21 protein-coding genes are annotated in these 23,654 nt (G+C 71.5%); 8 read left to right on the top strand and 13 right to left on the bottom strand.

Going from position 1 to position 23,654, the window contains the following annotated elements:
• Positions 1 to 74 precede the first annotated feature (74 nt).
• The 6 genes from QQM39_RS34350 to QQM39_RS34325 all read right to left on the bottom strand — a co-directional run bounded on the left by QQM39_RS34350 (position 75) and on the right by QQM39_RS34325 (position 7,983).
• A complete protein-coding gene (locus QQM39_RS34350) occupies positions 75 to 1,673 on the bottom strand; it encodes a lysine N(6)-hydroxylase/L-ornithine N(5)-oxygenase family protein (RefSeq protein ID WP_302001456.1) in 1,599 nt (532 codons plus the stop codon).
• Positions 1,670 to 3,052, bottom strand: coding sequence for an aminotransferase class V-fold PLP-dependent enzyme (locus tag QQM39_RS34345; protein ID WP_302001455.1), 1,383 nt, complete (start codon positions 3,050 to 3,052; stop codon positions 1,670 to 1,672). The genes QQM39_RS34350 and QQM39_RS34345 overlap by 4 nt, the downstream gene beginning before the upstream one ends.
• A 321-nt stretch (positions 3,053 to 3,373) precedes the next feature.
• Positions 3,374 to 5,881, bottom strand: coding sequence for an aminopeptidase N (gene pepN / locus QQM39_RS34340; RefSeq protein WP_302001454.1), 2,508 nt, complete (start codon positions 5,879 to 5,881; stop codon positions 3,374 to 3,376).
• Positions 5,882 to 5,963: 82 nt separating this feature from the next.
• The gene (locus QQM39_RS34335) at positions 5,964 to 6,509 is read right to left on the bottom strand and encodes a two-component system response regulator (RefSeq protein WP_302001453.1); all 546 of its coding nucleotides are present in this window, start codon (positions 6,507 to 6,509) and stop codon (positions 5,964 to 5,966) included.
• Between the two features lie 206 nt (positions 6,510 to 6,715).
• Complete coding sequence (locus tag QQM39_RS34330; RefSeq protein WP_302001452.1) at positions 6,716 to 7,072, bottom strand: chorismate mutase; 357 nt, start codon at positions 7,070 to 7,072, stop codon at positions 6,716 to 6,718.
• Positions 7,073 to 7,095: 23 nt separating this feature from the next.
• A complete protein-coding gene (locus tag QQM39_RS34325) occupies positions 7,096 to 7,983 on the bottom strand; it encodes an AraC family transcriptional regulator (protein ID WP_302001451.1) in 888 nt (295 codons plus the stop codon).
• Positions 7,984 to 8,077: 94 nt separating this feature from the next.
• On the opposite strand from QQM39_RS34325, the gene QQM39_RS34320 reads away from it, so the two are divergent.
• The gene (locus tag QQM39_RS34320; protein ID WP_302001450.1) at positions 8,078 to 9,853 is read left to right on the top strand and encodes a beta-galactosidase family protein; all 1,776 of its coding nucleotides are present in this window, start codon (positions 8,078 to 8,080) and stop codon (positions 9,851 to 9,853) included.
• A 33-nt stretch (positions 9,854 to 9,886) separates the two neighbouring features.
• Here the strand turns inward: QQM39_RS34320 and QQM39_RS34315 are convergent, their stop codons facing one another.
• A complete protein-coding gene (locus tag QQM39_RS34315) occupies positions 9,887 to 10,696 on the bottom strand; it encodes a trypsin-like serine protease (RefSeq protein WP_302001449.1) in 810 nt (269 codons plus the stop codon).
• 148 nt (positions 10,697 to 10,844) lie between these two features.
• On the opposite strand from QQM39_RS34315, the gene QQM39_RS34310 reads away from it, so the two are divergent.
• Positions 10,845 to 11,747 (top strand): hypothetical protein, encoded by a 903-nt coding sequence (locus QQM39_RS34310; protein WP_302001448.1) that lies wholly within the window; start codon positions 10,845 to 10,847, stop codon positions 11,745 to 11,747.
• A gap of 170 nt (positions 11,748 to 11,917) precedes the next feature.
• Here the strand turns inward: QQM39_RS34310 and QQM39_RS34305 are convergent, their stop codons facing one another.
• Together QQM39_RS34305 and QQM39_RS34300 are read right to left on the bottom strand one after the other, a co-directional pair.
• Positions 11,918 to 13,012 carry an SDR family oxidoreductase gene (locus tag QQM39_RS34305; protein WP_302001447.1) on the bottom strand — a complete coding sequence of 365 codons (1,095 nt, stop codon included), beginning with the start codon at positions 13,010 to 13,012 and terminating at the stop codon, positions 11,918 to 11,920.
• A 1-nt stretch (position 13,013) separates the two neighbouring features.
• A complete protein-coding gene (locus tag QQM39_RS34300; RefSeq protein ID WP_302001446.1) occupies positions 13,014 to 13,754 on the bottom strand; it encodes an SDR family oxidoreductase in 741 nt (246 codons plus the stop codon).
• 54 nt (positions 13,755 to 13,808) lie between these two features.
• Between QQM39_RS34300 and QQM39_RS34295 the strand changes: the two genes are divergently transcribed.
• The 4 genes from QQM39_RS34295 to QQM39_RS34280 are packed head-to-tail and all read left to right on the top strand — an operon-like array spanning position 13,809 to position 17,214.
• Positions 13,809 to 14,576 (top strand): enoyl-CoA hydratase family protein, encoded by a 768-nt coding sequence (locus tag QQM39_RS34295; protein ID WP_302001445.1) that lies wholly within the window; start codon positions 13,809 to 13,811, stop codon positions 14,574 to 14,576.
• Positions 14,577 to 15,413 carry a CoA transferase subunit A gene (locus QQM39_RS34290; protein WP_302001444.1) on the top strand — a complete coding sequence of 279 codons (837 nt, stop codon included), beginning with the start codon at positions 14,577 to 14,579 and terminating at the stop codon, positions 15,411 to 15,413.
• On the top strand, positions 15,410 to 16,159 hold the full coding sequence (locus tag QQM39_RS34285; RefSeq protein WP_302001443.1) for a CoA-transferase subunit beta: 750 nt from the start codon (positions 15,410 to 15,412) through the stop codon (positions 16,157 to 16,159). Before QQM39_RS34290 ends, QQM39_RS34285 begins: the two co-directional genes overlap by 4 nt.
• A gap of 11 nt (positions 16,160 to 16,170) precedes the next feature.
• On the top strand, positions 16,171 to 17,214 hold the full coding sequence (locus QQM39_RS34280; protein ID WP_302003829.1) for a nitronate monooxygenase family protein: 1,044 nt from the start codon (positions 16,171 to 16,173) through the stop codon (positions 17,212 to 17,214).
• A gap of 3 nt (positions 17,215 to 17,217) precedes the next feature.
• Here the strand turns inward: QQM39_RS34280 and QQM39_RS34275 are convergent, their stop codons facing one another.
• The 3 genes from QQM39_RS34275 to QQM39_RS34265 are packed head-to-tail and all read right to left on the bottom strand — an operon-like array spanning position 17,218 to position 19,817.
• Entirely contained in the window at positions 17,218 to 18,375 is a 1,158-nt protein-coding gene (locus QQM39_RS34275; RefSeq protein WP_302001442.1) for an acetyl-CoA C-acetyltransferase, read from the bottom strand.
• Positions 18,376 to 18,401: 26 nt separating this feature from the next.
• On the bottom strand, positions 18,402 to 19,013 hold the full coding sequence (locus QQM39_RS34270; RefSeq protein ID WP_302001440.1) for a TetR/AcrR family transcriptional regulator: 612 nt from the start codon (positions 19,011 to 19,013) through the stop codon (positions 18,402 to 18,404).
• Positions 19,014 to 19,028: 15 nt separating this feature from the next.
• Positions 19,029 to 19,817: an SDR family oxidoreductase gene (locus QQM39_RS34265; RefSeq protein WP_302001439.1), complete on the bottom strand. Its 789-nt coding sequence runs from the start codon at positions 19,815 to 19,817 to the stop codon at positions 19,029 to 19,031.
• A gap of 61 nt (positions 19,818 to 19,878) precedes the next feature.
• On the opposite strand from QQM39_RS34265, the gene QQM39_RS34260 reads away from it, so the two are divergent.
• Positions 19,879 to 21,018: an acyl-CoA dehydrogenase family protein gene (locus QQM39_RS34260; protein ID WP_302001438.1), complete on the top strand. Its 1,140-nt coding sequence runs from the start codon at positions 19,879 to 19,881 to the stop codon at positions 21,016 to 21,018.
• Positions 21,018 to 21,998, top strand: coding sequence for an acyl-CoA dehydrogenase family protein (locus QQM39_RS34255; RefSeq protein ID WP_302001437.1), 981 nt, complete (start codon positions 21,018 to 21,020; stop codon positions 21,996 to 21,998). Before QQM39_RS34260 ends, QQM39_RS34255 begins: the two co-directional genes overlap by 1 nt.
• Here QQM39_RS34255 and QQM39_RS34250 read toward each other — a convergent pair.
• Entirely contained in the window at positions 21,976 to 23,622 is a 1,647-nt protein-coding gene (locus QQM39_RS34250; RefSeq protein WP_302001435.1) for a cytochrome bc complex cytochrome b subunit, read from the bottom strand. The two genes, QQM39_RS34255 and QQM39_RS34250, sit on opposite strands and share 23 nt — an antisense overlap.
• Between the last annotated feature and the right edge of the window lie 32 nt (positions 23,623 to 23,654).

Raw genomic sequence — 23,654 nt, 5'->3', positions numbered from 1 at the left:
TGTGGTACGTGAGGCGCCTGGACTTTCCCTCCCTGGGGCGTTCAGGCGCCTTTCGTATGCCCTGGTGCTCCCCGTCAGCCCTTGAGTGGGACGACCGTTCCGCGCTGGGCGCCGATCTGGCGGGAGCGGACGTGGCGTGGGAGGGCTGGGTCGAGGCCGAAGGTGGTGAAGGCCGTCCGGGTGGGCAGGGGGTAAGCCTCTTTGCCGGTTACGGAGTTGAGGATGGCGGCGCTGCGCCAGGCGGCGAGGCCGAGGTCGGGGGTGCCGATGCCGTGGGTGTGGCGTTCGGCGTTCTGGACGTAGATGTTGCAGCCGGAGCCGGTGACGGAGGGGTCCATGACGAGGCGGTACTGGTCGTCGATGCGGGGGCGTTCTTTGCTGTCGAGGCGCATGTAGGGGTCGAGGCCGGCGAGGATGCGGCTGAGGGGGCGTTCGCGGTAGCCGGTGGCCAGGACGACGGCGTCGGTGGTGAGGCGTGAGCGGGTGTTCTGGTGGAGGTGTTCCAGGTGGAGTTCCACCTTGGTGGTGGCGACACGGCCGGCGGTGCGGACGCGGACACCGGGGGTGAGGACGGTGTCGGGCCAGCCGCCGTGCAGGGTGCGGCGGTAGAGCTCGTCGTGGATGGCGGAGAGGGTGCCGGCGTCGATGCCCTTGTGGAGCTGCCACTGGGAGGCGAGGAGCTGGTCGCGGACGGGCTCGGCGAGGGCGTGGAAGTAGCGGGTGTAGTCGGGTGTGAAGTGTTCCAGGCCGAGCTTGGAGTACTCCATGGGGGCGAAGGCGTCGGTGCGGCCGAGCCAGTGCAGTCCCTCGCGTCCGACGGGGCGGTGTCGGAGCAGGTCGAGGAAGACTTCGGCGCCGGACTGTCCTGACCCGATGACGGTGATGTGGTCGGCGGCGAGGAGCGTCTCGCGGTGGTCGAGGTAGTCGGCGGCGTGGATGACGGGGACGCCGGGTGCCTCGACGAGGGGCTTGAGCGGGTCGGGGACGTCGGGCTCGGTGCCGATGCCCAGGACGATGTTCTTGGCGTAGGTGCGGCCGAGTGCTTCGGCCTCTCCGTCGGGGCCGAGTTGGGTGAAGTCGACTTCGAAGACGTCGCGTTCGGGGTTGAAGCGGACGGCGTCGACCTGGTGGCCGAAGCTCAGTGCCGGGAGGTTCTCGCTGACCCAGCGGCAGTAGGCGTCGTATTCGGCGCGTTGGATGTGGAAGCGCTCGGCGAAGTAGAAGGGGAAGAGCCGGTCGCGGGTTTTGAGGTAGTTGAGGAAGGACCAGGGGCTGGCGGGGTCGGCGAGGGTCACCAGGTCGGCGAGGAAGGGGACTTGGATGCGGGCGCCTTCGATGAGGAGGCCGGGGTGCCAGGCGAAGGTGGGGCGCTGTTCGTAGAAGACGGCGTCGAGTCCGGTGAGGGGGTGGGCGAGGGCGGCGAGGGAGAGGTTGAAGGGGCCGATGCCGATGCCGACGAGGTCGCGGGGGGTGTCGGGGTCGTCGGGGGTGTCGGGGTGGTGGTGGCGTGGGGTGGTCCTGAGGGTGGGCTGAGGGCCGCTGTCGGGGACGGCGTGGGGGCCGGTGCCGGGGCTTGTCTGGGGGCGTGTGAAGGCGCTTGTCTGGGGGCGCGGGTGGGGGCCGGTGTGGGGGTTTGGCTGGGTGCCGGTGTGGGGGTTCGGCTGGGGGATCATCCGGGGGTGTTTCCTTCCACCAGTTTCAGGAGAGCGGCCAGGTCGTCCGGGCGCGTGTGGGGGTTGAGGAGCGTGGCTTTGAGCCACAGGCGCCCGTCTATCCGGGCCCGTCCGAGAACGGCGCGGCCGTCGGTGAGGAGCCTTCGGCGTACGGCTGCGACGGCGGCGTCGGTGGCGTGTGCGGGCCGGAACAGGACCGTGCTGATGGTGGGCGGGTCGTAGAGCTCGAAGCCGGGGTGGTCGTGGACGAGGGCGGCGAACTCGCGGGCGTGGTCGCAGACTTGCTCGACGAGTCGGCCGAGGCCGCTGCGGCCGAGGGTCTTGAGGGTGACGGCGATCTTGAGGACGTCCGGTCGGCGGCTGGTGCGCAGGGAGCGGCCGAGCAGGTCGGGCAGGCCCGCTTCGGTGTCGTCGTGGGCGTTGAGGTAGTCGGTGTGGTGGTGGAGCGCGGTGAGGTCGTGCGGGTCACTGACGGCGAGGAGACCGGCGGCGACGGGCTGCCAGCCGAGCTTGTGCAGGTCAAGGGTGACGGTGTCGGCGGCGTCGAGGCCGGTGAGCCGGTCGCGGTACCGGTCGCTGAAGAGGAGGCCCGCGCCGTAGGCGGCGTCGATGTGGAGCCGGGTGCCGTGGGCCGCGCACAGGGCGGCGATGTCGGGGAGGGGGTCGATGAGCCCGGCGTCGGTGGTGCCCGCGGTGGCTGCCACCAGGTGGGGGCCGGGGAGCTGGGTGAGGGCCTCGTCGAGGGCGACGGGGTCGAGTGTGCCGGCCGGGGCGGGTACGGCGACGGGTTCGGGCAGGCCGAGCAGCCAGGCGGCGCGGGGCAGCGAGTGGTGGGCGTTGGCCCCGTGGATCAGGCGGACGCCGGCGCCTTGGGCTTCTCGGGCGAGGAGGAGGGCCAGTTGGTTGGATTCGGTGCCGCCGGTGGTGAGGAGGGTGGTGCTTCCTCTCTCCTCTCCCCCTGGGCCGAACACCTCCGTCGCGAGCGCCGCCGTCACCAATGTCTCCAGCTCCGACGCCCCGGGCGCCTGGTCCCAGGAGTCCAGCGAGGGGTTGAGGGCCGAGGCGGCGAGGTCGGCGGCGGTGGCGAGGGCGAGGGGTGGGCAGTGGAGGTGGGCGGCGCAGAGGGGGTCCGAGGGGTCGGTGGCGCCCGCTGCAAGGGCCCGGACGAGGGCGTGGAGGGCGCCCGGGTCGCCCTGGTGCGGGAGTACGTCCCCGACCGCGTCGCGCATGCGTGCGGCGACCGCGTCCGGGCCGCCGGCGGGCAGTGGTCCGCCGCGTGTTCGGGCGCCTTCGCTCAGTGCTTCGAGCACGGTGTCGAGCAACGGCCGCAGGGCGTGGGGACCTTCAGGGCCTGAAGCGAGCGACGGCGACGCGCTCATGGTGTCCTCCCGGGCGCAGGGCAAGAGGGACTTCCAGCTTGTACCCGGATGCGTGATCGCGCCCGAAAAGCCCAACGACAGGAACCCGAAAGGGGTAGTTGCGCGCGGGGAAAGCGTGTCGGGGGTGGTTTGCCGAGGGTGGCGGAGTAAGGGGCGGCGGCGGTCCTCTCCTGTCGTGGGCTGATCCTCCTGGGGCCGTCGAGTCGGGCCCCAGGAGTCAGGGCTCAGGAGTCAGGGCTCAGGAGTCGGGGCATGCAGGAAGATCAGCCCACCACGTCGCACCCCCGGGTGCCGGTGGCGTCTACGTCACCGGCACCAGCCTCACTCACCCTCCCGCACGCGCAGCGCCCGTGCCAGGTCGTCGAGGTGGTCGGCGAGCCTGCGTCGCAGCGCCGGGATCGGCTCGCCGTCGCGCAGGCATTCCTCGCCCAGTCGCAGGGTGTCGGCGTCGACGGCGTGCGCGGGGAAGGCGTAGTGGCCGGCGGCGTCGGCGATGGCGGGGCCGCGGCGGGCGGCGACGGCGACCGCGTCCTCGTAGTAGCGCGGCACGTACTGCCGTACGAGGTCGGCCTGTTCGGGCTGCCAGAAGCCCTGGGCGGTGGCGATGAAGAGGTAGTTGGACAGATCGGTGCCGTCGTCGGTGGCGAACATGGCGTCCCAGGCCCTTGCCTTGGCCTGCGCGTCGGGCAGGGCGGCCCGGCAGCGGGCGGCGCCCTCCTGGCCGGTGGCGCTCGGGTCGCGCGCCAGCTCGTCGGCGATGGCGGCGTCGTCGACGGCGCCGAGGACGGCGAGGCGGCCCAGGACGCGCCAGCGCAGGTCGGGGTCGAGTTCGGGTCCGCCGGGCACGGTGCCGTCGGCGAGCCAGGCGGCGATGGTGTCGGGGTGGGCGGCGACGTCGATGAAGTGGCGTACGGCGATCAGGCGCAGGCCGGGGTTGTCGCCGTCCTCGGTGCGGCGGATGAGGTCGCGGCAGAGGGAGGAGAGCGTGGCCAAGGCGGCGGGGCGCTCCTCGGGGGTGAGGTAGCGGTCGGCGACCTGGGTGGCGGCGAAGGCGAGGACGCCCTGGACGATGGCGAGGTCGGTCTCGTGCGGGAGGTGGGTGCGGGCCGTCTCCAGGTAGGCGGTGGCGGCCAGTTCGCCGTCGCGGACGGCGTCGCGCAGGGCGTTCCAGACGACCGCGCGGGTGAGCGGTTCGGGCAGTCCGGCGAGGCTCTTGCGGACGGCTTCGAAGGACTCGGGGTCGAAGCGGACCTTGGCGTAGGTCAGGTCGCCGTCGTTGAGCAGCAGCAGTGCCGGGCGCTTGCCGATGGGGTGCGGGGCGGTGTGCGGGACGTCGAGGTCGAGGCGGTCGCGCAGGACGAGGTGGCCGTCGTTGTCGCCGAGGTCGAGGTCGTACAGGCCGACGGCGATGCGGTGGGGGCGGCTGCCGGCGTGGTCGACGGTGAGGCTGTACGTGCCGTTCTCGCCGGGGGTGACGGTCGGGGTGAGGGTGTCGACGCCGGTGGTGCGCAGCCAGGTGTCGGCCCAGGCGTGGACGTCGCGTTCGGTGGCGGAGGCGAGGGAGTCGATGAAGTCGGCGAGGGTGGCGTTGGCGAACTTGTGGCGGGCGAAGTGGGTGTTGATGCCGGCGAGGAAGTCCTTCTCGCCGAGCCAGGCCACCAGCTGGCGCAGTGCGGAGGCGCCCTTGGCGTAGGAGATGCCGTCGAAGTTGAGCAGGGCCGTGGCGGTGTCGTGGACGGCTTCGGGGGCGACGGGGTGGGTGGAGGGGCGCTGGTCGGCGTCGTAGCCCCAGGCCTTGCGGGCGACGCCGAAGTCGGTCCAGGTGTCGGTGAAGCGGGTGGCTTCGGCGCAGGTCTGGTAGCCCATGTACTCGGCGAAGGACTCGTTCAGCCAGATGTCGTCCCACCAGCGCAGGGTGACGAGGTCGCCGAACCACATGTGGGCCATCTCGTGGGCGATGACCATGGCGCGGGTCTGGCGCTCGGTGTCGGTGACGGCGGAGCGGTAGACGAACTCGTCGCGGAAGGTGACCAGTCCGGGGTTCTCCATGGCGCCGGCGTTGAACTCGGGGACGAACGCCTGGTCGTAGGAGTCGAAGGGGTAGGGCTCGTCGAACTTCTCGTGGTAGCGGTCGAAGCACGCGCGCGTGACCTCGAAGAGCTCGTCGGTGTCGGTGTCGAGATGGCGCGCGAGCGAGCGGCGGCAGTGCAGGCCGAAGGGCAGGCCGCGGTGTTCGGTGCGTACGGAGTGCCAGGGGCCGGCGGCGACGGCGACGAGGTAGGTGGAGATCAGCGGGGTGGGTGCGGCCTGCCAGCGACCGTCGCCGAGGTGTTCGGTGATGCCGTTGGCGAGGACGGTCCAGCCCTCGGGGGCCTTGACGGACAGATCGAAGACGGCCTTGAGGTCCGGCTGGTCGAAGGCGGCGAAGACGCGCTGGACGTCCTCCATGAACAGCTGCGTGTAGACGTAGGTCTCGCCGTCGCTGGGGTCGGTGAAGCGGTGCATGCCCTCGCCGGTGCGGGAGTAGCGCATGGCCGCCTCGACGCGCAGTTCGTGCTCGCCGGCGGTGAGGTTCTTCAGGGGCAGCCGGTTCTCGTCCAGGGTCTGCGGGTCGAGGGGTTGTCCGTCCAGCGTGACGGAGCGCAGCTCGGCCGGCTTGATCTCGACGAAGGTGTCCGTGTCCGCGTGGTCCGCGCGCGTGGTGAACCGGATGACGGTGCGGGAGTCGAAGGTCTCGTCCCCGGTGGTCAGATCGAGTTCGATGGTGTAGCGGTGGACGTCGAGGAGCAGGGCACGGGTCTGCGCTTCGTCGCGCGTCAGTACGGACATGCAGGACATGCTGCCTGATGCCGCTGACAAGGCACAGAGGCTGATCAATAAGTGCGTTATGTCCAGTCTTTGGTCTGCCGCCTCAGGTCCGGTCCTTGGCCGATGTCGCCGCCGGGCTGTCCCGCTGGGGCGGGACGCGGGCGTCGGGGTGGGGCAAGGCGGGGCGTGGGCCGGGTTCCTGGCCCCCGGGGTCGTCCTTGATGAGGGCGCGTAACTCGTGGACCTCCCGCTCCAGTCTGCGCCGGCGCTGGTAGGAGTCGTACAGGTAGCGGACCTTGGTGCGCAGTGCCCAGGGTTCGATGGGCTTCAGGACCAGGTCGGCGACGCCGAGTCCGAAGGCGGTCGCGGTCAGTTCGTGGTCCGCGCCGAAACCGGTGAGCAGGATGACCGGTATGTGCTGGGTCTGCTCCAGGCGCCGCATGTAGCGCACCACCTCCAGGCCGCTGACGCCGGGCATGCGGACGTCCAGGAGCAGCAGGCCGACCTGCCCGCGGAGCACCTGCTTGAGCGCCTCGTCACCGCTGGTGGCACGGGCGAGCCGGTAGCCCAGCGGCGCCAGGGCGCTCTCCAGCGCGTACAGCGTGTCCTCGTGGTCGTCGACGATGAGGATCTTGGCATCCGACGGCATGGCCCGACGTCCCTCCCGCGTGGACATCCAGGGTATGTCCGGGGCGCTGACGGGGAGTACGTGTCAGCTGGCATGGAGTGCACAGCGCAGCATGCCCGGCATCGGCCGCCGTGTCACTCCCTCGGGAGGGCCCGTCCAGGTCCTGTCGTCATCATCGCGTCGCCCGCCCGCAGGGCGGGCGGGAATGCGGCGAGAGAGCTACGCGCCTACGGTCGGTTCGCCGTGGGCGCGGCGCCGTTGATCGTGTCTTCGGCGATGCTCTCGTGGTGCCTGATCACTTCGGCGATGATGAAGTTGAGGAACTTCTCGGCGAAAGCCGGGTCGAGCTTGGCGTTTTCGGCGAGTGTGCGCAGGCGGGCGATCTGGCGGCCCTCACGGGCGGGGTCGGCGGGCGGCAGCTGGTGCTTGGCTTTGAGGTGGCCGACCTGCTGGGTGCACTTGAAGCGTTCGGCGAGCATGTGGACGACAGCCGCGTCGATGTTGTCGATGCTGTCGCGCAGCCGGGCGAGCTCCTCGCGCACGGCGGGGTCGACGTCGCCGGGGGACGTGTTGCTGGTGGTCATGAGGGCCCAGCCTACGGGGCTCCTCACAGGGGCGTTCGTTCGATCACGGGTGGATCGTCGGGGTCGGGGACCTGGTTGCTCCAGCCGCCGGGGACGGTGCGGCCCTGCTGGTCGCGGAAGCGGACCGGGGCCATGCCGACGCGGCGGGTGAACAGGCGGGAGAAGTAGGCGGGGTCGTCGTAGCCGACGCGGCGGGCGACGGCGGCGACGGGGAGCTCGGTGGCGGCGAGGAGTTCCTTGGCGCGGCCCAGGCGGATGCCGAGCAGATAGTCCTTGGGGCTGCAGCCGGCGCCGCGCCGCACGGCGGTGCGCAGTTCGGCGAGGGTCATGCCGTGCCGGGCGGCGTGCTCGGCGACCGTCAGCGGCAGGCACGCGTCGCGTGCCAGCGCCTTGAGGACCGCCTCCCCGTCGGGGGCGAGGTCGGCTCGGGCGCGGCGCAGGGCGACGAGGAGCTCGTGGACGGCGGCGCCGGTCTCGACCTCCAGGAGGGGGTTGTCGCGGCGTGCGGCGCGCGCCATGCGTCCGATCACGGCACGCGGGCCGGAGGCGTCGGAGAGGGGCACGACGGGGCGGTCCGGTTCGATGTAGCCGAGTTCGGTGTACGTCGCGGTGGCGGGCCCGGCGAAGTCGACGAAGCCCTCGTCCCAGCCGGTGCCGGGGTCGGGCGCGTAGTGGTGCGGCACGCCGGGGGTCAGCCACAGCAGCGCGGGCGCGGTGACGGCCGTACGGCGGCCGTCGGGGCCCTCGTACCAGCCGCCGCCCGCGTTGATGACGACGGCGACGTGGTGGTCGAGGGTGCGGGGGCCGACGGTGGGCAGGGCGCCGTACTGCAGGCCGACGCCGAGGCAGACGAGGCCGAGCCGGTGGTGGGCGGGGCCGGGCGTGAAGAACCGCATCCAGGTGTGGTACATCCGCGGTCCCCTCTGTGCGGCTGCGTCGTTTCGGTCCAAGCAGCGCCGATCTTTGTCCATGGACCTGATCACCGCCAGAGGTGAGGGTGGGCGCATGAGCGAGTTCACGGTCGGGGACGAGGACTTCCTGCTGGACGGCAGGCCGGTGCGGCTGCTGTCCGGCGCGCTGCACTACTTCCGGGTGCACGAGGCGCAGTGGGGGCACCGGCTGGCGATGCTGCGGGCGATGGGCCTCAACTGTGTGGAGACGTACGTGCCGTGGAACCTGCACGAGCCGAGACCGGGGCACAGCCGGGACGTGCAGGCGCTGGGTCGTTTCCTGGACGCGGCGCGGGAGGCGGGGCTGTGGGCGATCGTGCGGCCGGGGCCGTACATCTGCGCCGAGTGGGAGAACGGCGGGCTGCCGTACTGGCTGACGGCGGAGCTGGGCGCACGCGCGCGTACGCGAGACGAGCGCTGTATGACGTATGTGGCCAGCTGGTTCCGGCGGCTGCGGCACGAGATCGTGCCCCGGCAGATCGACCGCGGCGGACCGGTGATCATGGTGCAGGTCGAGAACGAGTACGGCAGCTACGGCTCGGACGCCGAGTATCCGCGCCGCCTGGCCGGCCTGCTGCGCGAGCAGGGCGTCACGGTCCCGCTGTTCACCTCGGACGGCCCCGAGGACCACATGTTCTCCGGCGGCTCGGTCCCCGGGGTCCTGGCGACGGTGAACTTCGGCTCCCACGCGCGCGAGGCCTTCGAGACGCTGCGCCGGCACCGCCCCGACGGTCCGCTGATGTGTATGGAGTTCTGGTGCGGCTGGTTCGACCACTGGGGCGGCGAGCATGTCGTACGGGATCCCGGGGACGCGGCGGCGGCCCTGCGGGAGATCCTGGAGTGCGGGGCGTCGGTCAATCTGTACATGGCGCACGGCGGCACCAGTTTCGGCGGCTGGGCGGGCGCCAACCGGGGCGGCGGCGCGCTGCACGACGGGCCGCTGGAGCCCGACGTGACGTCGTACGACTACGACGCCCCGATCGACGAGCACGGCCGCCCCACGGCGAAGTTCTGGGCCTTTCGCGAGGTCCTCGCCGAGTACGCCGAGGGCCCGCTGCCCGAAGTCCCGCCCGCGCCCGCCCCGTTGGGCACGTCGGCCGAGGCGGTTCTGACCGACTGGGCGCCCCTGAGTGACGTACTGGAGACGCTGGGCGGCCCGCAGACGTCCGGGCCCGTCCCGCCCACCTTCGAGGAACTGGGCGTCGAGCGCGGCCTGGTGCGGTACGAGGTGACGGTGCCGGGGCCGCGGCAGCCGTATCCGCTGACGGTGCGCGGGCTGCGGGACCTCGCCGTGGTGTACGTCGACGGGGAGCGGGCCGGGGTGCTCACCGAGGACGACGCGAGCCTCAAGGAGCCCGTCGCCGGGTACGCGCGCGTGGAGCTGTGGGTGGAGTCCCTGGGGCGGGTCAACTACGGGCCGCGGCTGGGCGAAGCCAAGGGGATCACCGGGGGCGTGCTGCACGAGCGGCAGTATCTGCACGACGTACGCGCGCGTGGGCTGCGACTGGAGGCGCTGGACGACGTCGAGCGGGTCCGGGCGGTGCCGTCGCGGGAGCTGCCCGAGGACGGTGCCCCGGGGCTGTACCGGGGCACCGTCACGGTGCGGGGTGCCGGTGACGCCCGCCTGGAGCTGCCGGGCTTCACGCGCGGGTTCGTGTGGATCAACGGCTTCGGTCTGGGCCGTTACTGGTCCACGGGCCCGCAGCACTCGCTGTACGTCCCGGGCCCCGTACTGCGGGAGGGCGGCAACGAGGTGTGGATGCTGGAGCTGGCGGAGACGGCCCGGTCGGGGTCCGGTGAAGCGGGTGCCCCGGTCCTCCGGGCCGTCTGACGCACTCGTGAAGGTCCCTGGTGCGGCGGCCGCCTACAGGGCGTTCGCCGCGCGGGCGATGTCCTTCGCGAAGGTGCTGACCTCGGTGTAGACGCCGGGCACACCTGTGCGGGCGCAGCCGTCGCCCCAGCTGACGATGCCGACCTGGATCCACTTGCCCGCGTCGTCCTTACGGAACATGGGACCGCCGGAGTCGCCCTGGCAGGTGTCGATGCCGCCGCTCTGCCAGCCGGCGCACAGTTCCTCCTTCGACACCAGCCGGTTTCCGTAGTGGCGCTTGCAGATGCGGTCGGCGACGAAGGGAACAGCGGCCTTCTGGAGCTTGGTCGTGCCCTCACCGGCCCCTTCCTTCGTGTCGCCCCACCCGGCGATCGTGAACATGCCGCGGTTGTAGCGGTCCGTGGTGGCGATCTTCAGCGTCGGCTTGTCGATGGGCCGGGCGAGCTTGATCAGCGCCCAGTCCTTGCCGCTGCCGTTGTAGCCCGGGGCCACCTTGACCTTCTTCGACTTGACCTTGATCGCGGCGGAGGAGTCGAGGTCGTTGACACCCGCGGTGACGGTGATGCTGGTGTTGTTGCCGGAGCCGTCCATGCAGTGGGCGGCGGTCAGCACGACGTCCTTCTTGTAGAGCGCCCCGCCGCAGCCCATCGAGAGATGGACCATGAACGGGAACTCGTTCTGCGCGGCGGGCGTTCCACCGACGACACGGGTGGACGCGGCATTCGCGCTGAGGGGCTGAAGGGAGGCGACCGCGAGGGCCACGGCACCGACCGCCGCGGCTCTTTTGGCCAGGGTTATGCCGCTTCTCTTCGGCGAGCTAAGGGTCAACGTACGTCCTTTCATGGCGTGTTGAGCGGCCCGCAGTATGAAGATCAGGTGACATGCTTGACAAGGACGGATCTCACGCCCCGGGCATGGAACCTCGCCGGGGAAAAACCCCTCACATCCCCGTAGAGTGGAATCGGGTTCAAGGCGTCTTGGGGGTACGGGCGTGGCGAACGGCGGACCGGTCCAGCACGGCTTCCCACACCTTCAGACGGTGCGGGCCTCGATCACCGCGCTCTACAAACGGCTGTCGTACGACACCGTCCAGACGTTCGCGACCAGCGTGCTGCCGGCCGATGTGGCGTTCTGCGACACGGACGACCTGTATCTGGGCGCGCAGCGCGTGGCCCGCGAACTGGTGCGGCACTACCGCCTGCCGGACGCGCGGCTGGTCGTCAGCTTCCGCGAGATGAGCCACGCGGCCAGCGTCGAACTCGCCGCCGGGCCCGAGTACTTCGTCGAGCTGAACGACCGCTTCCGCACCCATCGCCGGGACATCGGGGCGGCCCTCGCCCACGAGGTGATGCATGTGTACCTGCACCGCCTCGACCTGTCCTTCCCCGGCATCCGGGACAACGAGATCCTCACCGACACGGCGACGACGTATCTCGGCGCAGGCTGGCTGCTTCTCGACGCCTACCGGGAGGACGATGCGTCCTCGCAGAAGCTGGGGTATCTGACGCCGGAGGAGTTCGGGTACGTGCTCGCCAAGCGGGCGCTGGTCTTCGCCGAGGATCCGTCGGTGTGGTTCACCAGTCCGCAGGCGTACACGGCGTATGGGAAGGGCCTTGCCGAGGCCCGGCGCGACGAGCAGCAGCCGCCGCTGACGGCGGCGGGGTGGGCGGGGCGGCGGCGGTACGCGCGGGATCGGCGCCATGCCCAGGAGCGGGGCGGGGGCGGGGGTGGGGCGCAGGCGGGGGTGCCGTATGCGTTCACGCCGGATGGCCGGGGGCCGTTGCGGGTGTCGTTTCCGTGTCCGACGTGTCAGCAGCGGATTCGGGTGCCGGTGCGGGGGCGGGTTCGGGCGCGGTGTGGGTTGTGCCGGGCGGTGCTGGAGTGCGACACGTAGGGGTTTTCGCCCCCGCCGCCCCTACCCGTCCCATCCTGAAGGGGCTCCGCCCCTTCGACCCCGGCCAGGGGGCTCCGCCCCCTGGACCCCCGCTCCTCAAACGCCGGAGGGGCTGTCTTAGCCTGTCCGGCGTTTGAGGACGAGGCCCGTTCAGGGCCGCGAAGAACCCCTCACGCGCCGTACACCGGCCCCGGCACCCCCGCCTCCCCCACCAGCTTCAGCGCCGTCTCCCCCGCCTCCTCCGGCGTCCACCGCGCCCCCTTGTCCGTGCTCGGCCCCGCCCGCCACCCCTCCATGACCGTGATCCGACCACCCTCCGCCTCGAAGACCCGCCCCGTCACACCCTCACTCGCCGCCGAGCCCAGCCAGACGGCCAACGGGGAGACGTTCCCCGGAGCCATGGCGTCGAAGCCGGTGTCAGGAGCCGCCATCGACACCGCGAAGGTACGTTCCGTCATACGGGTACGGGCCGCCGGGGCGATCGCGTTGACCTGGACGCCGTAGCGGCCCAGCTCGGCCGCCGCGACCAGGGTCAGGGCGACGATGCCGGCCTTCGCGGCGCTGTAGTTGGCCTGGCCGAGCGAGCCCAGCAACCCCGCCCCACTGCTCGTGTTGACGATCCGGGCGACCGGCGTGCGGCCCGCCTTCGCCTCCGCCCGCCAGTGCGCGGCCGCGTGCTTCAGGGGGAGGAAGTGGCCCTTGAGATGAACCCGTACGACGGCGTCCCAGTCGTCCTCGTCGAGGTTGACCAGCATCCGGTCGCGCAGGAAGCCGGCGTTGTTGACGAGGGTGTCGAGACGGCCGTACGTCTCCAGCGCGGCCGCCACCAGGGAGGCCGCCCCGGCGCTGGTCGCGATGTCGCCGCCGTGCGCGATCGCCTCGCCGCCAGCCGCGCGGATCTCGTCGACCACCTGCCGGGCCGGGTTGTCGACGGCCACCTGCCGCGCGGTGCCCTCGACGGCCACCTGCCGCGCAGGGCCGTCGGAGGCCACCCGGGGCCCGGGACTGTCGGCCGCCACCTGCCGCGCAGGGCCGTCGCCGGCCACCCCCCGCGCAGAGCCGTCACCCGCCACCCCCCGCGCAGGGCCCTCGACCGCCACGTCCCCCGCAGGACCACCGGCGGCCTGCGTGCCGTCAAGGCCCACCCCGAGATCATTGACGACGACCTTCGCTCCCGCCGCCGCGAACGCGAGCGCATGCGCGCGCCCGAGCCCCCGGCCCCCGCCGGTGACGACCACGACCCGCCCCTCACACATCCGGCTCATGTCATGCCTCCTTGTTGACCGTTGCGGCGTCCAGGAACGCGGGTCGCTCGCCCCCGCCGTGCACGAGAAGGCTCGCCCCGCTGATGTAGGCGGCGGAGTCGGAGGCGAGGAAGACGGCGGCCGCGCCCACGTCGGACGGTTCCGCGAGGCGGCCGAGCGGGACGGTGCGGGAGACGCCGGCGATGCCGTCCTCGCCGCCGTAGTGGAGAGCGGACCGCTCCGTGCGGACCATCCCCACGACCAGGGTGTTGACCCGGACCTCGGGCGCCCACTCCACCGCCATCGAGCGGGCCAGGCTCTCCAGCCCGGCCTTGGCCGCCCCGTACGCCGCCGATCCGGGCGACGGACGGCCGCCGCTGACGCTGCCGATCATCACCACCGAGCCCCGCACCCGCTTCAGGTGCTCGTACGCGGCCAGGGATGCCGTCAGGGGGGCGAGAAGGTTCAGCTCGATCACGCGCGCGTGCCGCTCGGCGTCCGCGTCCGTCAACCGTCGGTACGGTGTGCCACCCGCGTTGTTGACGAGGACGTCGAGGCGGGGCAGGGCCGCGAAGAAGGCCCGTACGGCTGCCGGGTCGCGGAGGTCGAGCGGGCTGAACTCCGCACCGGACAGCGGCACTTCGGGCGGTCTGCGTGCGCAGACCACGACGTCCGCGCCGACCTCGGCGAAAGCCCTCGCCACCCCCGCACCGACGCCCCGGGTACCGCCCGTGACGACCACGACCTTCCCGTCCAGCCCCATTCCCGGCTACCCTTCACCTAACAAACGTTTGGTGGAAAGGTAGCTGATGCGGCCATGGGTGTCTCCACCTCGTCCCCGGAAAAGGGGGACGGAAAAAATGGAATCGCCGTCGTCACGGTCGACTTCCCGCCGGTGAACGCCCTGCCGGTGAAAGGCTGGTTCGCTCTGGCCGACGCCGTGCGGACGGCGGGACGCGACCCGGGGGTCCGGTGTGTCGTCATCACGGCCGAGGGGCGCGGCTTCAACGCGGGCGTGGACATCAAGGAGCTGCAGAGGGACGGGCACAGCGCGCTGATCGGCGCCAACCACGCCTGCGCGGAAGCCTTCGGCGCGGTGTACGACTGCGAGGTGCCCGTGGTCGCGGCCGTGCACGGCTTCTGCCTGGGCGGCGGTATCGGCCTGGTGGGCAACGCGGACGCGATCGTGGCAAGCGAGGACGCCACCTTCGGGCTGCCCGAGCTGGACCGGGGAGCGCTGGGCGCGGCCACCCATCTGGCCCGGCTGGTCCCCCAGCATCTGATGCGCGCGCTGTACTACACCTCGCGCACGGCGACCGCGGCCGAGCTGCACGCGCACGGCTCGGTGTGGCGGGTCGTGCCGCGCGAGGAACTACGCGCCGCGGCCCTGGAGTTGGCTCGCGAGATCGCCGCCAAGGACGGGCAGCTGCTGCGCCTGGCCAAGGCCGCCATCAACGGCATCGATCCGGTCGACGTGCGCCGCGGCTACCGCTTCGAGCAGGGCTTCACCTTCGAGGCCGGCCTCAGCGGGGTGGCCGACCGGGTCCGTGACACCTTCGGCAGCAAGGCGGAGGAGGGGGCGTAGGTGAGCGACAAGACAATGAGCGCCGAGCAGGTCGTCTCCCGGCTGCACAGCGGCATGACCCTCGGCATCGGCGGCTGGGGCTCACGCCGCAAGCCGATGGCCCTGGTCAGGGCGGTACTCCGGTCCGACGTCACCGACCTCACCGTCGTCTCGTACGGCGGCCCGGACGTCGGCATGCTCGCCGCCGCCGGGCGGATCCGCAAGCTGGTCGCCCCCTTCGCCACCCTCGACTCCATCCCCCTCGAACCGTACTTCCGCGCGGCCCGGGAGCGCGGCGCCTTCGAGCTGATGGAGGTCGACGAGGCGATGTTCATGTGGGGGCTGCACGCGGCCGCGAACCGGCTGCCCTTCCTGCCGGTGCGCGCCGGGATCGGTTCGGATGTGATGCGGGTCAACCCGGCCCTGCGGACGGTGACTTCGCCGTACGACGACGGGGAGACGTTCGTCGCCATGCCCGCGCTGCGGCTCGACGCGGCCCTGGTCCACGTCAACCGCGCCGACCGGCTGGGCAACGGGCAGTGCCTGGGGCCCGACCCGTACTTCGACGACCTGTTCTGCGAGGCGGCCGACACGGCGTACGTCTCCTGCGAACGGGTCGTCGACACGGCCGAGTTGACGAAGGACGCGGCCCCGCAGTCGCTGCTGATCAAGCGGCACACGGTGACCGGTGTCGTCGAGGCCCCGAACGGGGCGCACTTCACGTCCTGTGCGCCCGACTACGGCCGGGACGAGGCCTTCCAGAAGACGTACGCGACCACGCCCTGGCCGCAGTTCGCGGCGCGGTTCCTCGGCGGGGACGAGCACGCGTACCGGTCGGCGGTCGGGGAGGGCTCATGACGGCGACGGAAGCCACCCGCACACCTCTTCTCCCGCCCACCCGTGCCGAGTACTGCGTGATCGCCTGCGCCGAGGCCTGGCGCGACGCGGGGGAGATCCTGGCGAGCCCGATGGGCCTGATCCCGTCGGTGGGGGCCCGGCTGGCACGGCTCACGTTCTCGCCGGACCTGCTGCTGACCGACGGCGAGGCGATGCTCGTCCGCCCGGACGGGACCACCGAGGGCTGGCTGCCGTACCGACAGCACCTGGCCCTGGTCACCGGCGGCCGACGGCACGTGATGATGGGCGCGAGCCAGATCGACCGCTTCGGCAACCAGAACATCTCGTGCATCGGCGACTGGGAGCGGCCGAAGCGGCAGCTGCTCGGGGTGCGCGGGGCGCCGGTCAACACGCTCAACAATCCGACCAGTTACTGGATCCCGAGGCATTCCCGGCGGGTGTTCGTCGAGAAGGTCGACATGGTGTGCGGGGTGGGCTACGACCACGCGGGCGGCGCCCGGTATCACCGCATCCCTCGTGTCGTCTCCGACCTCGGCGTCTTCGACTTCGCCACACCCGACCACACGATGCGTCCGGCGTCGCTCCATCCGGGAGTCACCCTGGAGCAGGTCAGGGAGGCGACCGCGTTCGACCTGGTCGTTCCGGACGACGTGCCGCCGACCCGCGAACCCACCGCCGCCGAACTCCGTCTCATCCGCGAGGTCATCGACCCGGCGAACACCCGCGCCAAGGAGGTCGGTGCGTGATGGAGACGGCGATGGAGACGCCGCTGACCCGGCTGGTCGGGGTCCGCCACCCGCTCGTGCAGACGGGGATGGGCTGGGTGGCGGGCCCGCGGCTGGTCTCGGCGACGGCGAACGCGGGTGCGCTGGGCATCCTGGCCTCCGCGACGATGACCGTCGACCGGCTGCGTGCGGCGATACGCGAGGTCAAGTCCCGTACCGACGCGCCGTTCGGGGTGAATCTGCGCGCGGACGCCTCGGACGCCGGCGACCGGGTCCGTGTCGTGATCGACGAAGGTGTGCGCGTCGCGTCCTTCGCTCTCGCGCCGTCCCCCGAGCTGATCGCCGAGCTCAAGGACGCGGGCGTGATCGTCATCCCCTCGATCGGCGCCCGGCGGCATGCCGAGAAGGTCGCGGCCTGGGGCGCGGACGCGGTGATCGTGCAGGGCGGGGAGGGCGGCGGACACACCGGCGAGGTCGCGACGACGGTGCTGCTGCCCCAGGTGGTCGACGCCGTGGACATACCGGTCGTGGCGGCGGGTGGCTTCTTCGACGGACGGGGACTGGTCGCGGCGCTGGCCTACGGGGCGGCGGGCGTCGCGATGGGCACACGGTTCCTGCTGACGTCGGACTCGACGGTGCCGGATGCGGTGAAGGCGCGGTATCTGGCGGCGACGGTCAAGGACGTGACGGTGACCCGAGCGGTCGACGGTCTGCCGCACCGCATGCTGCGTACGGAACTGGTGGCCGCGCTGGAGAACTCCGGCCGTACGAAGGCCCTGGCGCACGCAATCCGTCGGGCGGCCGGCTTCCGGAAACTGTCGGGGCTGACCTGGCGGCAACTGATCCACGACGGCCTGGCGATGCGGCACGGCAAGGACCTCACCTGGAGCCAGGTCCTGCTCGCCGCCAACACCCCGATGCTGCTCAGATCGGCGATGGTGGACGGCCGTACGGATCTCGGAGTCATGGCCTCCGGGCAGGTCGCCGGGGTGATCGACGACCTGCCGTCGTGCGCGGAGCTGGTGGAACGGATCATGAAGGAGGCGCAGGAGGCGCGGGACCGTCTCACGCCGTGACGGCTACAGCCTCTCGATGATCGTCACATTGGCCTGCCCCCCGCCCTCGCACATCGTCTGAAGCCCGAACCGACCCCCCGTCCGCTCCAGTTCGTGCAGCAGCGTCGTCATCAGCTTCACCCCGGTCGCCCCCAGCGGATGCCCCAGAGCAATCGCACCGCCATTGACATTGACCTTCTCCGGATCCGCGCCGGTCTCCTTCAGCCACGCCAGGACGACCGGAGCGAAGGCCTCGTTGATCTCCACGAGGTCGATGTCGTCGATGGTCAGGCCGGTCTTCTTCAGGGCGTGGGCGGTGGCGGGGATGGGGGCGGTGAGCATGCGGATGGGATCCTCACCGCGCACCGAGAGGTGGTGCACCCGGGCCCGGGGCGTGAGCCCATGCTCGCGCACCGCCCGCTCCGAGGCCAGCAACATCGCCGCCGCGCCGTCGGAGACCTGCGAGGAACAGGCGGCCGTGATGGTGCCACCGTCGATGACGGGCTTGAGCCCGGCCATCTTCTCCAGGGAGGTGTCCCGGCGCGGCCCCTCGTCGACGGCGACCCCGCCGTAGGGCACGACCTCCCGCTCGAAGCGGCCCTCGTCGATCGCCCGCAGCGCCCGCCGGTGCGAGCGCAGTGCGAACTCCTCCTGGTCCTGCCGGCTGATCCCCCACGTCGCGGCGATCATCTCGGCGCCCACGAACTGGTTGACGGGCTTCTCCCCGTACCGCGCCCGCCAGCCCTCGCTGCCCGCGAAGGGACCCGCCGTCAGCCCCAGCGGCTCGGCGGCCTGCCGGGTGGCGAAGGCGATGGGGATCATCGACATGTTCTGCACGCCGCCCGCGACCACCAGGTCCTGGGTGCCGGACAGCACGCCCTGCGCCGCGAAGTGCACGGCCTGCTGCGAGGACCCGCACTGCCGGTCCACGGTCACCCCCGGCACCTCCTCGGGCAGCCCGGCCGCCAGCCAGCAGGTCCGCGCGATGTCGCCGGCCTGCGGCCCCACGGCGTCCAGGCAGCCGAAGACGACGTCCTCGACGGCGGCCGGGTCCATGCCCGCGCGCGAGACGAGTTCCTTGAGCACATGCGCGCCCAGGTCGGCCGGATGGACCCCGCTGAGCCCTCCTGCGCGCCGCCCGACGGGCGTACGGACCGCTTCGACGATGTAGGCCTCGGCCATGGCAACTCCCCATATTCCCCGATGAGTCATGTGCGTACGGCGATCCCGTCCAGCACCATCGACAGGTACTGCCGGGCGATCTCCTCCGGGCTGTGCTGTCCGCCGGGCCGGTACCAGGACGCGGCGACCCACACCGTGTCCCGCACGAACCGGTAGGTGAGCCGGACGTCGAGGTCGGACCGGAACACCTCGGCCGCGACCCCGCGCTCCAGCGTGGACAGCCACGCCTTCTCGAACTTGCGCTGCGACTCGGCGAGGAACGCGAACCGCTCCTGCGCCACCAGCTGTCTGTTCTCCTTCTGGTAGATCGCGACGGCGGCACGGTGCCGGTCGATCTCCCGGAACGACTCGGTGACCAGCGCCTGAAGCGTCTCGCGCGGGTCCAGCTCGGCCGCCAGGACGGCGTCGTAGCCACTCCACAGCTCGTCGAGGAAGGACCGCAGGATCTCCTCCAGCATCGACTCCTTGGAGTCGAAGTGGTAGTAGAGGCTGCCCGCGAGCATGCCCGCGTGGTCGGCGATCTTGCGTACGGTGGTGGCGTTGTAGCCCTGCTCGGCGAAGACCTCGGCGGCGGTGTCGAGGAGTTCGCGGCGCCTGGCGGCTGCGGCGGTCACCTGGGGCTTCTTCTTGGTCGGCACGGGTCCATTGTCGTCCTAGGCGTGCTGGCTGCTGACGGAGACGATCTCTCCCGTCATGTACGAGGAGTAGCCGGACGCCAGGAAGACGATCACGTTGGCCACCTCCCAGGGTTCGGCGTACCGCCCGAAGGCCTCGCGCGCGGTCAGTTCCTCCAGCAGCTCGGGGGTCGTCACCTTCGCCAGGTGCGGGTGCATGGCGAGGCTCGGCGACACCGCGTTGACCCGCACCCCGTACTCGGCCGCCTCGATCGCGGCGCACCGGGTCAGCGCCATCACGCCCGCCTTCGCGGCCGCGTAGTGCGCCTGCCCGGCCTGGGCGCGCCAGCCGACGACGGAGGCGTTGTTGACGATCACGCCGCCACGCCCGTCCGCGCGAAACAGCCGGAGCGCCGCCCGCACGCACCGGAATGTGCCGTTCAACGTCACGTCCAGCACCCGCGCCCACTGCTCGTCGGCCATGTCGACGAGCGGTGAAGTCCCGCCGAGACCCGCGTTGTTGACGACCACGTCGAGCCGGCCGTGCTCCTGTACGGCGGCGTCGAACAGCGCCTGCACCTGCGTCTCGTCGGTGACATCGCACACCGCGGACGCCACCGCGCCCTCGAACTCCCGGGCCAGCTGCGCCTCGTACTCCTTCAGTCGCCGCGCGTGCGCGTCGCTGATCAGCACGCGCGCACCCTCTTCGAGGAAGCGGCGCGCGGTCGCGCCGCCGATGCCCGCGCCCGCCGCCGCGGTGATGACGGCGGTGCGCCCGCGGAGCAGTCCGTGCCCGGGAACGTACGCCGGCGCCTCGACGTTTGTCATAGCAGCACGCTAACCTACCAAACACTTGTTAGGGAAGAACTCGTGAGGAGGGAGGGCGACCGTGGACCTCACCCACTCCGCCGCCGACGAGGCGTTCCGCGCCGAGGCCCGCGCCTGGCTGCGCGCGCATGTGCCGCCCGATCCGCTCCCGTCCCTGGAGACCGGGGAGGGATTCGCGGCGCACCGGGCGTGGGAGGCCGAACTGGCGGCGGACCGCTGGTCGGTGGTGAACTGGCCGACGGCGTACGGCGGCCGGGACGCCACGCTCGTGCGGTGGCTGCTGTTCGAGGAGGAGTACTACGCGGCGGGCGCCCCCGGCCGCGTCAACCAGAACGGGATCAGCCTCCTCGCCCCGACCCTCTTCGATCACGGCACCGAGGAGCAACGCGCCCGGGTGCTCCCTCCCATGGCCACCGGCGAGGTGATCTGGGCGCAGGCGTGGTCGGAGCCGGAGGCCGGTTCCGACCTGGCGTCCCTGAGGTCCAGGGCCACCCGCACGGAGGGCGGCTGGCTGCTGTCCGGCCAGAAGACCTGGTCGTCGCGCGCGGCCTTCGCCGACCGCGCGTTCGGCCTGTTCCGCACCGACCCGGACGCCCCGAAGCCCCACCAGGGCCTGACGTACCTGATGTTCGACCTGCACGCCCCCGGTGTCACGGTCCGCCCCATCGCCCGCCTCGACGGCAAGCCCGCCTTCGCCGAGCTGTTCCTGGACGAGGTGTTCGTGCCGGACGAGGACGTGATCGGCGAGCCGGGCCAGGGCTGGCGCATCGCGATGTCGACGGCGGGCAACGAGCGCGGCCTGATGCTCCGCTCCCCCGGCCGGTTCCTCGCGAGCGCCGACCGGCTGCACCGGCTCTGGCAGGCCCAGGGCAGCCCGGAGAGCACCAAGAACCGCGTGGCCGACGCCCTGATCGGCGCCCGCGCCTACCAGCTCTTCACCTTCGCCGCCGCCGCCCGCTTCCTCGACGGCGAGTCGATCGGCCCGGAGTCCAGCCTGAACAAGGTCTTCTGGTCGGAGTACGACATCGCGCTGCACGAGACGGCGCTCGATCTGCTGGGCGCAGAGGGCGAGGTGGCCGGCACCGACTGGTCCGAGCGGTACGTCTTCTCCCTCGCCGGCCCGATCTACGCCGGGACGAACGAGATCCAGCGCGACATCATCGCCGAGCGGCTGCTCGGGCTGCCGAAGGGACCTCGCTGATGCGGTTCCTCCTGGACGCCGAGCAGCGGGCGTTCGCCGATTCGTTGGACATGATGCTGACGGCTGCGGACACGCCGTCGGCCGTACGGGACTGGAGCCGGGGCGAGCATGCGCGGGGCCGCGCGCTGTGGTCCCGTATCGCCGAAGCGGGAGTGTTCGCGCTGGCCGTTCCTGAGGCGTACGAAGGGCTGGGCCCTCGCCCCCTCGAACTCGCCGTTGCCTTCGTGGAGTTGGGGCGCCATGCGGTACCGGGACCGCTGGTGGAAACGGTCACGGCAGCGACCCTGCTGGCCGGCCTACCGGATCCCGGCCCGGCCAAGCGGCTCCTGCCGGCGCTGGCGACGGGCGAGGCGGTGGCGACGCTGGCGTGGACAGCGCCGTACGCCCTGGACGGCGACGTGGCCACCACCCACCTGGCCCTCACTCCCCAAGGCCTGCACCTCTCCCCCGGTCACGGCCCGGTACGCCCCTCCCTGGACCCGGCCCGCCGCCTCACCCCCCTCAATCCCGGCGGCGAGCTCCTCAGCCCCGACCCGCCCACCACCCACGCCCTGGCCTACGCCCGCCTCACCACCGCCGCCCAGGCTCTCGGCGTCGGTCTCGCGCTTCTCGACAAGACGGTCGCCCACGTCAAGCAGCGCACCCAGTTCGGTGCCCCCATAGGCTCGTTCCAGGCGGTCAAGCATCGTCTCGCCGACGCGAAGATCGCCCTGGAGTTCGCCCGCCCCCTCCTGTTCGGCGCCGCCCTCACCATGGCGCCCGCCGACGTCGCCGCCGCCAAGGCCACCGCCTGCGAGGCGGCGTACGCCACCGCCCGTACGGCGCTGCAGTTGCACGGCGCGATCGGCTACACGGCGGAGTACGACCTGTCGCTGTGGCTGACCAAGGCCCGCGCCCTGCGCACCGCCTGGGGCGACCCGGACGGATGCAGAGCCGACGTGCTCGCTGCCCGCACCCTCAGTGGTGATCGCCGCTGGTGAGCTCGCGGTACTCCTCCACCGTCGGCTTGGCGATCCGCGTCCGCGGCCCGAACATCGCCCGCGCCAGCCTGGCCCGCACCCGCTGCGTCGGGCTGACCCTGCGCCGGACGCCGTTCGCGTCGACGAGCGGGCCGATCTCGTACGGCGGGTGCTCCTCGTGCTGGGTGAGGGTGAACAGCTGCGCCTGCGAGAGGGGTTCGTGGATCTCGATGTACTCGCCGTTCGGGAGCCGTTTGATGGTGCCCGTCTCCCTGCCGTGCAGCACCTTGTCCCGGTCCCGGCGCTGCAGCCCGAGACAGATGCGCTTGGTCAGGAAGAAGGTGACGACCGGCACGACGAAGACCGAGACCCGCACGAACCACGTGATCGCGTTGATGGACAGATGGAGATGCGTGGCCACGATGTCGTTGCCGCCACCGATCAGCAGCACCGCGTACAGGCTCAGCCAGGCCGCGCCGAGGCCGGTGCGTACGGGCATGTTGCGCGGCCGGTCGAGGATGTGGTGCTCGCGTTTGTCGCCGGTGATCCACGCCTCCAGGAAGGGATACAGGCCGATGGCGAGCAGGATCAGCGGGAAGAGCGAGAAGGGGATGAAGACGCCCGGTTCCAGGGTGTGGCCCCAGGCGTTGAGCTCCCATCCCGGCATCACCCGGATCAGCCCCTCGGAGAAGCCCAGGTACCAGTCGGGCTGGGCACCCGTGGTCACCATGTCCGGGCGGTAGGGGCCGAACGCCCACACCGGGTTGATGCTGGCGATGCCGCCCATGAGCGCCAGCACGCCGAAGACGAGGAAGAAGAAGCCGCCCGCCTTGGCCATGTACACCGGCAGGAAGGGCATGCCGACGACCGTCTTCTCGTCGCGGCCGGGGCCCGGGTACTGCGTGTGCTTGTGGTAGAAGACCAGGATCAGATGGGCGACCACCAGGCCGAGCATGATCCCGGGCAGCAGCAGGATGTGGATCGGGTACAGCCGCGCGATGAAGTCCTCCCCGGGGAACTCCCCGCCGAAGAGGAAGAACGCCACGTACGTCCCCACGATCGGGATGGACAGGATCGCGCCGTGGGCGAACCTGAGGCCGGTGCCGGACAGCAGGTCGTCGGGGAGGGAGTAGCCGGTCAGGCCGGTGATGATGCCGAGCATCAGCAGGGTCCAGCCGAACACCCAGTTGAGCTCGCGCGGCTTGCGGAAGGCGCCGGTGAAGAACACCCGCATCATGTGCACGAGCATGCCGGTGACGAAGACCAGCGCCGCCCAGTGGTGGATCTGCCGCATCAGCAGCCCGCCGCGCACGTCGAAGCTGATGTCGAGGGTGGACTCGTACGCCCTGGTCATCAGGACGCCGTTGAGGGGCTCGTAGGTGCCGTTGTAGACGACCTCGTTGGTGCTCGGGTCGAAGAACAGGGTGAGGTAGACGCCGGTGAGGATCAGCACGAGGAAGCTGTAGAGGCAGACCTCGCCCAGCATGAACGACCAGTGGTCCGGAAAGACCTTGCGCATGTTGGCCTTGGCCAGCGCGTACAGCCCGAGCCGCCCGTCGGCCCAGTCGGCGATCCTCTCGCCCTTGCCGGGCGGGGCGGACCGCCTCGCCGTTGTGCCGTCGTTCCCCGATCGTGCGCCGTCCATACGTCGTCGCCTCCCCGTCGGATCAACCACAG

This window comes from Streptomyces sp. DT2A-34 (assembly GCF_030499515.1).
Lineage (GTDB): Bacteria > Actinomycetota > Actinomycetes > Streptomycetales > Streptomycetaceae > Streptomyces.
Note: the sequence above shows the minus strand (reverse complement) of the source record. Positions and strands in the feature narration are given on the sequence as shown.

What these genes read in the sequence shown, in the direction of transcription:
- QQM39_RS34350 (WP_302001456.1), bottom strand. Translation starts at nt 1,673, where the DNA reads ATGATCCCCCAGCCGAACCCCCACACCGGCACCCAGCCAAACCCCCAC.
- QQM39_RS34345 (WP_302001455.1), bottom strand. Translation starts at nt 3,052, where the DNA reads ATGAGCGCGTCGCCGTCGCTCGCTTCAGGCCCTGAAGGTCCCCACGCC.
- pepN (WP_302001454.1), bottom strand. Translation starts at nt 5,881, where the DNA reads ATGTCCGTACTGACGCGCGACGAAGCGCAGACCCGTGCCCTGCTCCTC.
- QQM39_RS34335 (WP_302001453.1), bottom strand. Translation starts at nt 6,509, where the DNA reads ATGCCGTCGGATGCCAAGATCCTCATCGTCGACGACCACGAGGACACG.
- QQM39_RS34330 (WP_302001452.1), bottom strand. Translation starts at nt 7,072, where the DNA reads ATGACCACCAGCAACACGTCCCCCGGCGACGTCGACCCCGCCGTGCGC.
- QQM39_RS34325 (WP_302001451.1), bottom strand. Translation starts at nt 7,983, where the DNA reads ATGTACCACACCTGGATGCGGTTCTTCACGCCCGGCCCCGCCCACCAC.
- QQM39_RS34320 (WP_302001450.1), top strand. Translation starts at nt 8,078, where the DNA reads ATGAGCGAGTTCACGGTCGGGGACGAGGACTTCCTGCTGGACGGCAGG.
- QQM39_RS34315 (WP_302001449.1), bottom strand. Translation starts at nt 10,696, where the DNA reads ATGAAAGGACGTACGTTGACCCTTAGCTCGCCGAAGAGAAGCGGCATA.
- QQM39_RS34305 (WP_302001447.1), bottom strand. Translation starts at nt 13,012, where the DNA reads ATGAGCCGGATGTGTGAGGGGCGGGTCGTGGTCGTCACCGGCGGGGGC.
- QQM39_RS34300 (WP_302001446.1), bottom strand. Translation starts at nt 13,754, where the DNA reads ATGGGGCTGGACGGGAAGGTCGTGGTCGTCACGGGCGGTACCCGGGGC.
- QQM39_RS34295 (WP_302001445.1), top strand. Translation starts at nt 13,809, where the DNA reads ATGGGTGTCTCCACCTCGTCCCCGGAAAAGGGGGACGGAAAAAATGGA.
- QQM39_RS34285 (WP_302001443.1), top strand. Translation starts at nt 15,410, where the DNA reads ATGACGGCGACGGAAGCCACCCGCACACCTCTTCTCCCGCCCACCCGT.
- QQM39_RS34280 (WP_302003829.1), top strand. Translation starts at nt 16,171, where the DNA reads ATGGAGACGCCGCTGACCCGGCTGGTCGGGGTCCGCCACCCGCTCGTG.
- QQM39_RS34275 (WP_302001442.1), bottom strand. Translation starts at nt 18,375, where the DNA reads ATGGCCGAGGCCTACATCGTCGAAGCGGTCCGTACGCCCGTCGGGCGG.
- QQM39_RS34265 (WP_302001439.1), bottom strand. Translation starts at nt 19,817, where the DNA reads ATGACAAACGTCGAGGCGCCGGCGTACGTTCCCGGGCACGGACTGCTC.
- QQM39_RS34255 (WP_302001437.1), top strand. Translation starts at nt 21,018, where the DNA reads ATGCGGTTCCTCCTGGACGCCGAGCAGCGGGCGTTCGCCGATTCGTTG.
- QQM39_RS34250 (WP_302001435.1), bottom strand. Translation starts at nt 23,622, where the DNA reads ATGGACGGCGCACGATCGGGGAACGACGGCACAACGGCGAGGCGGTCC.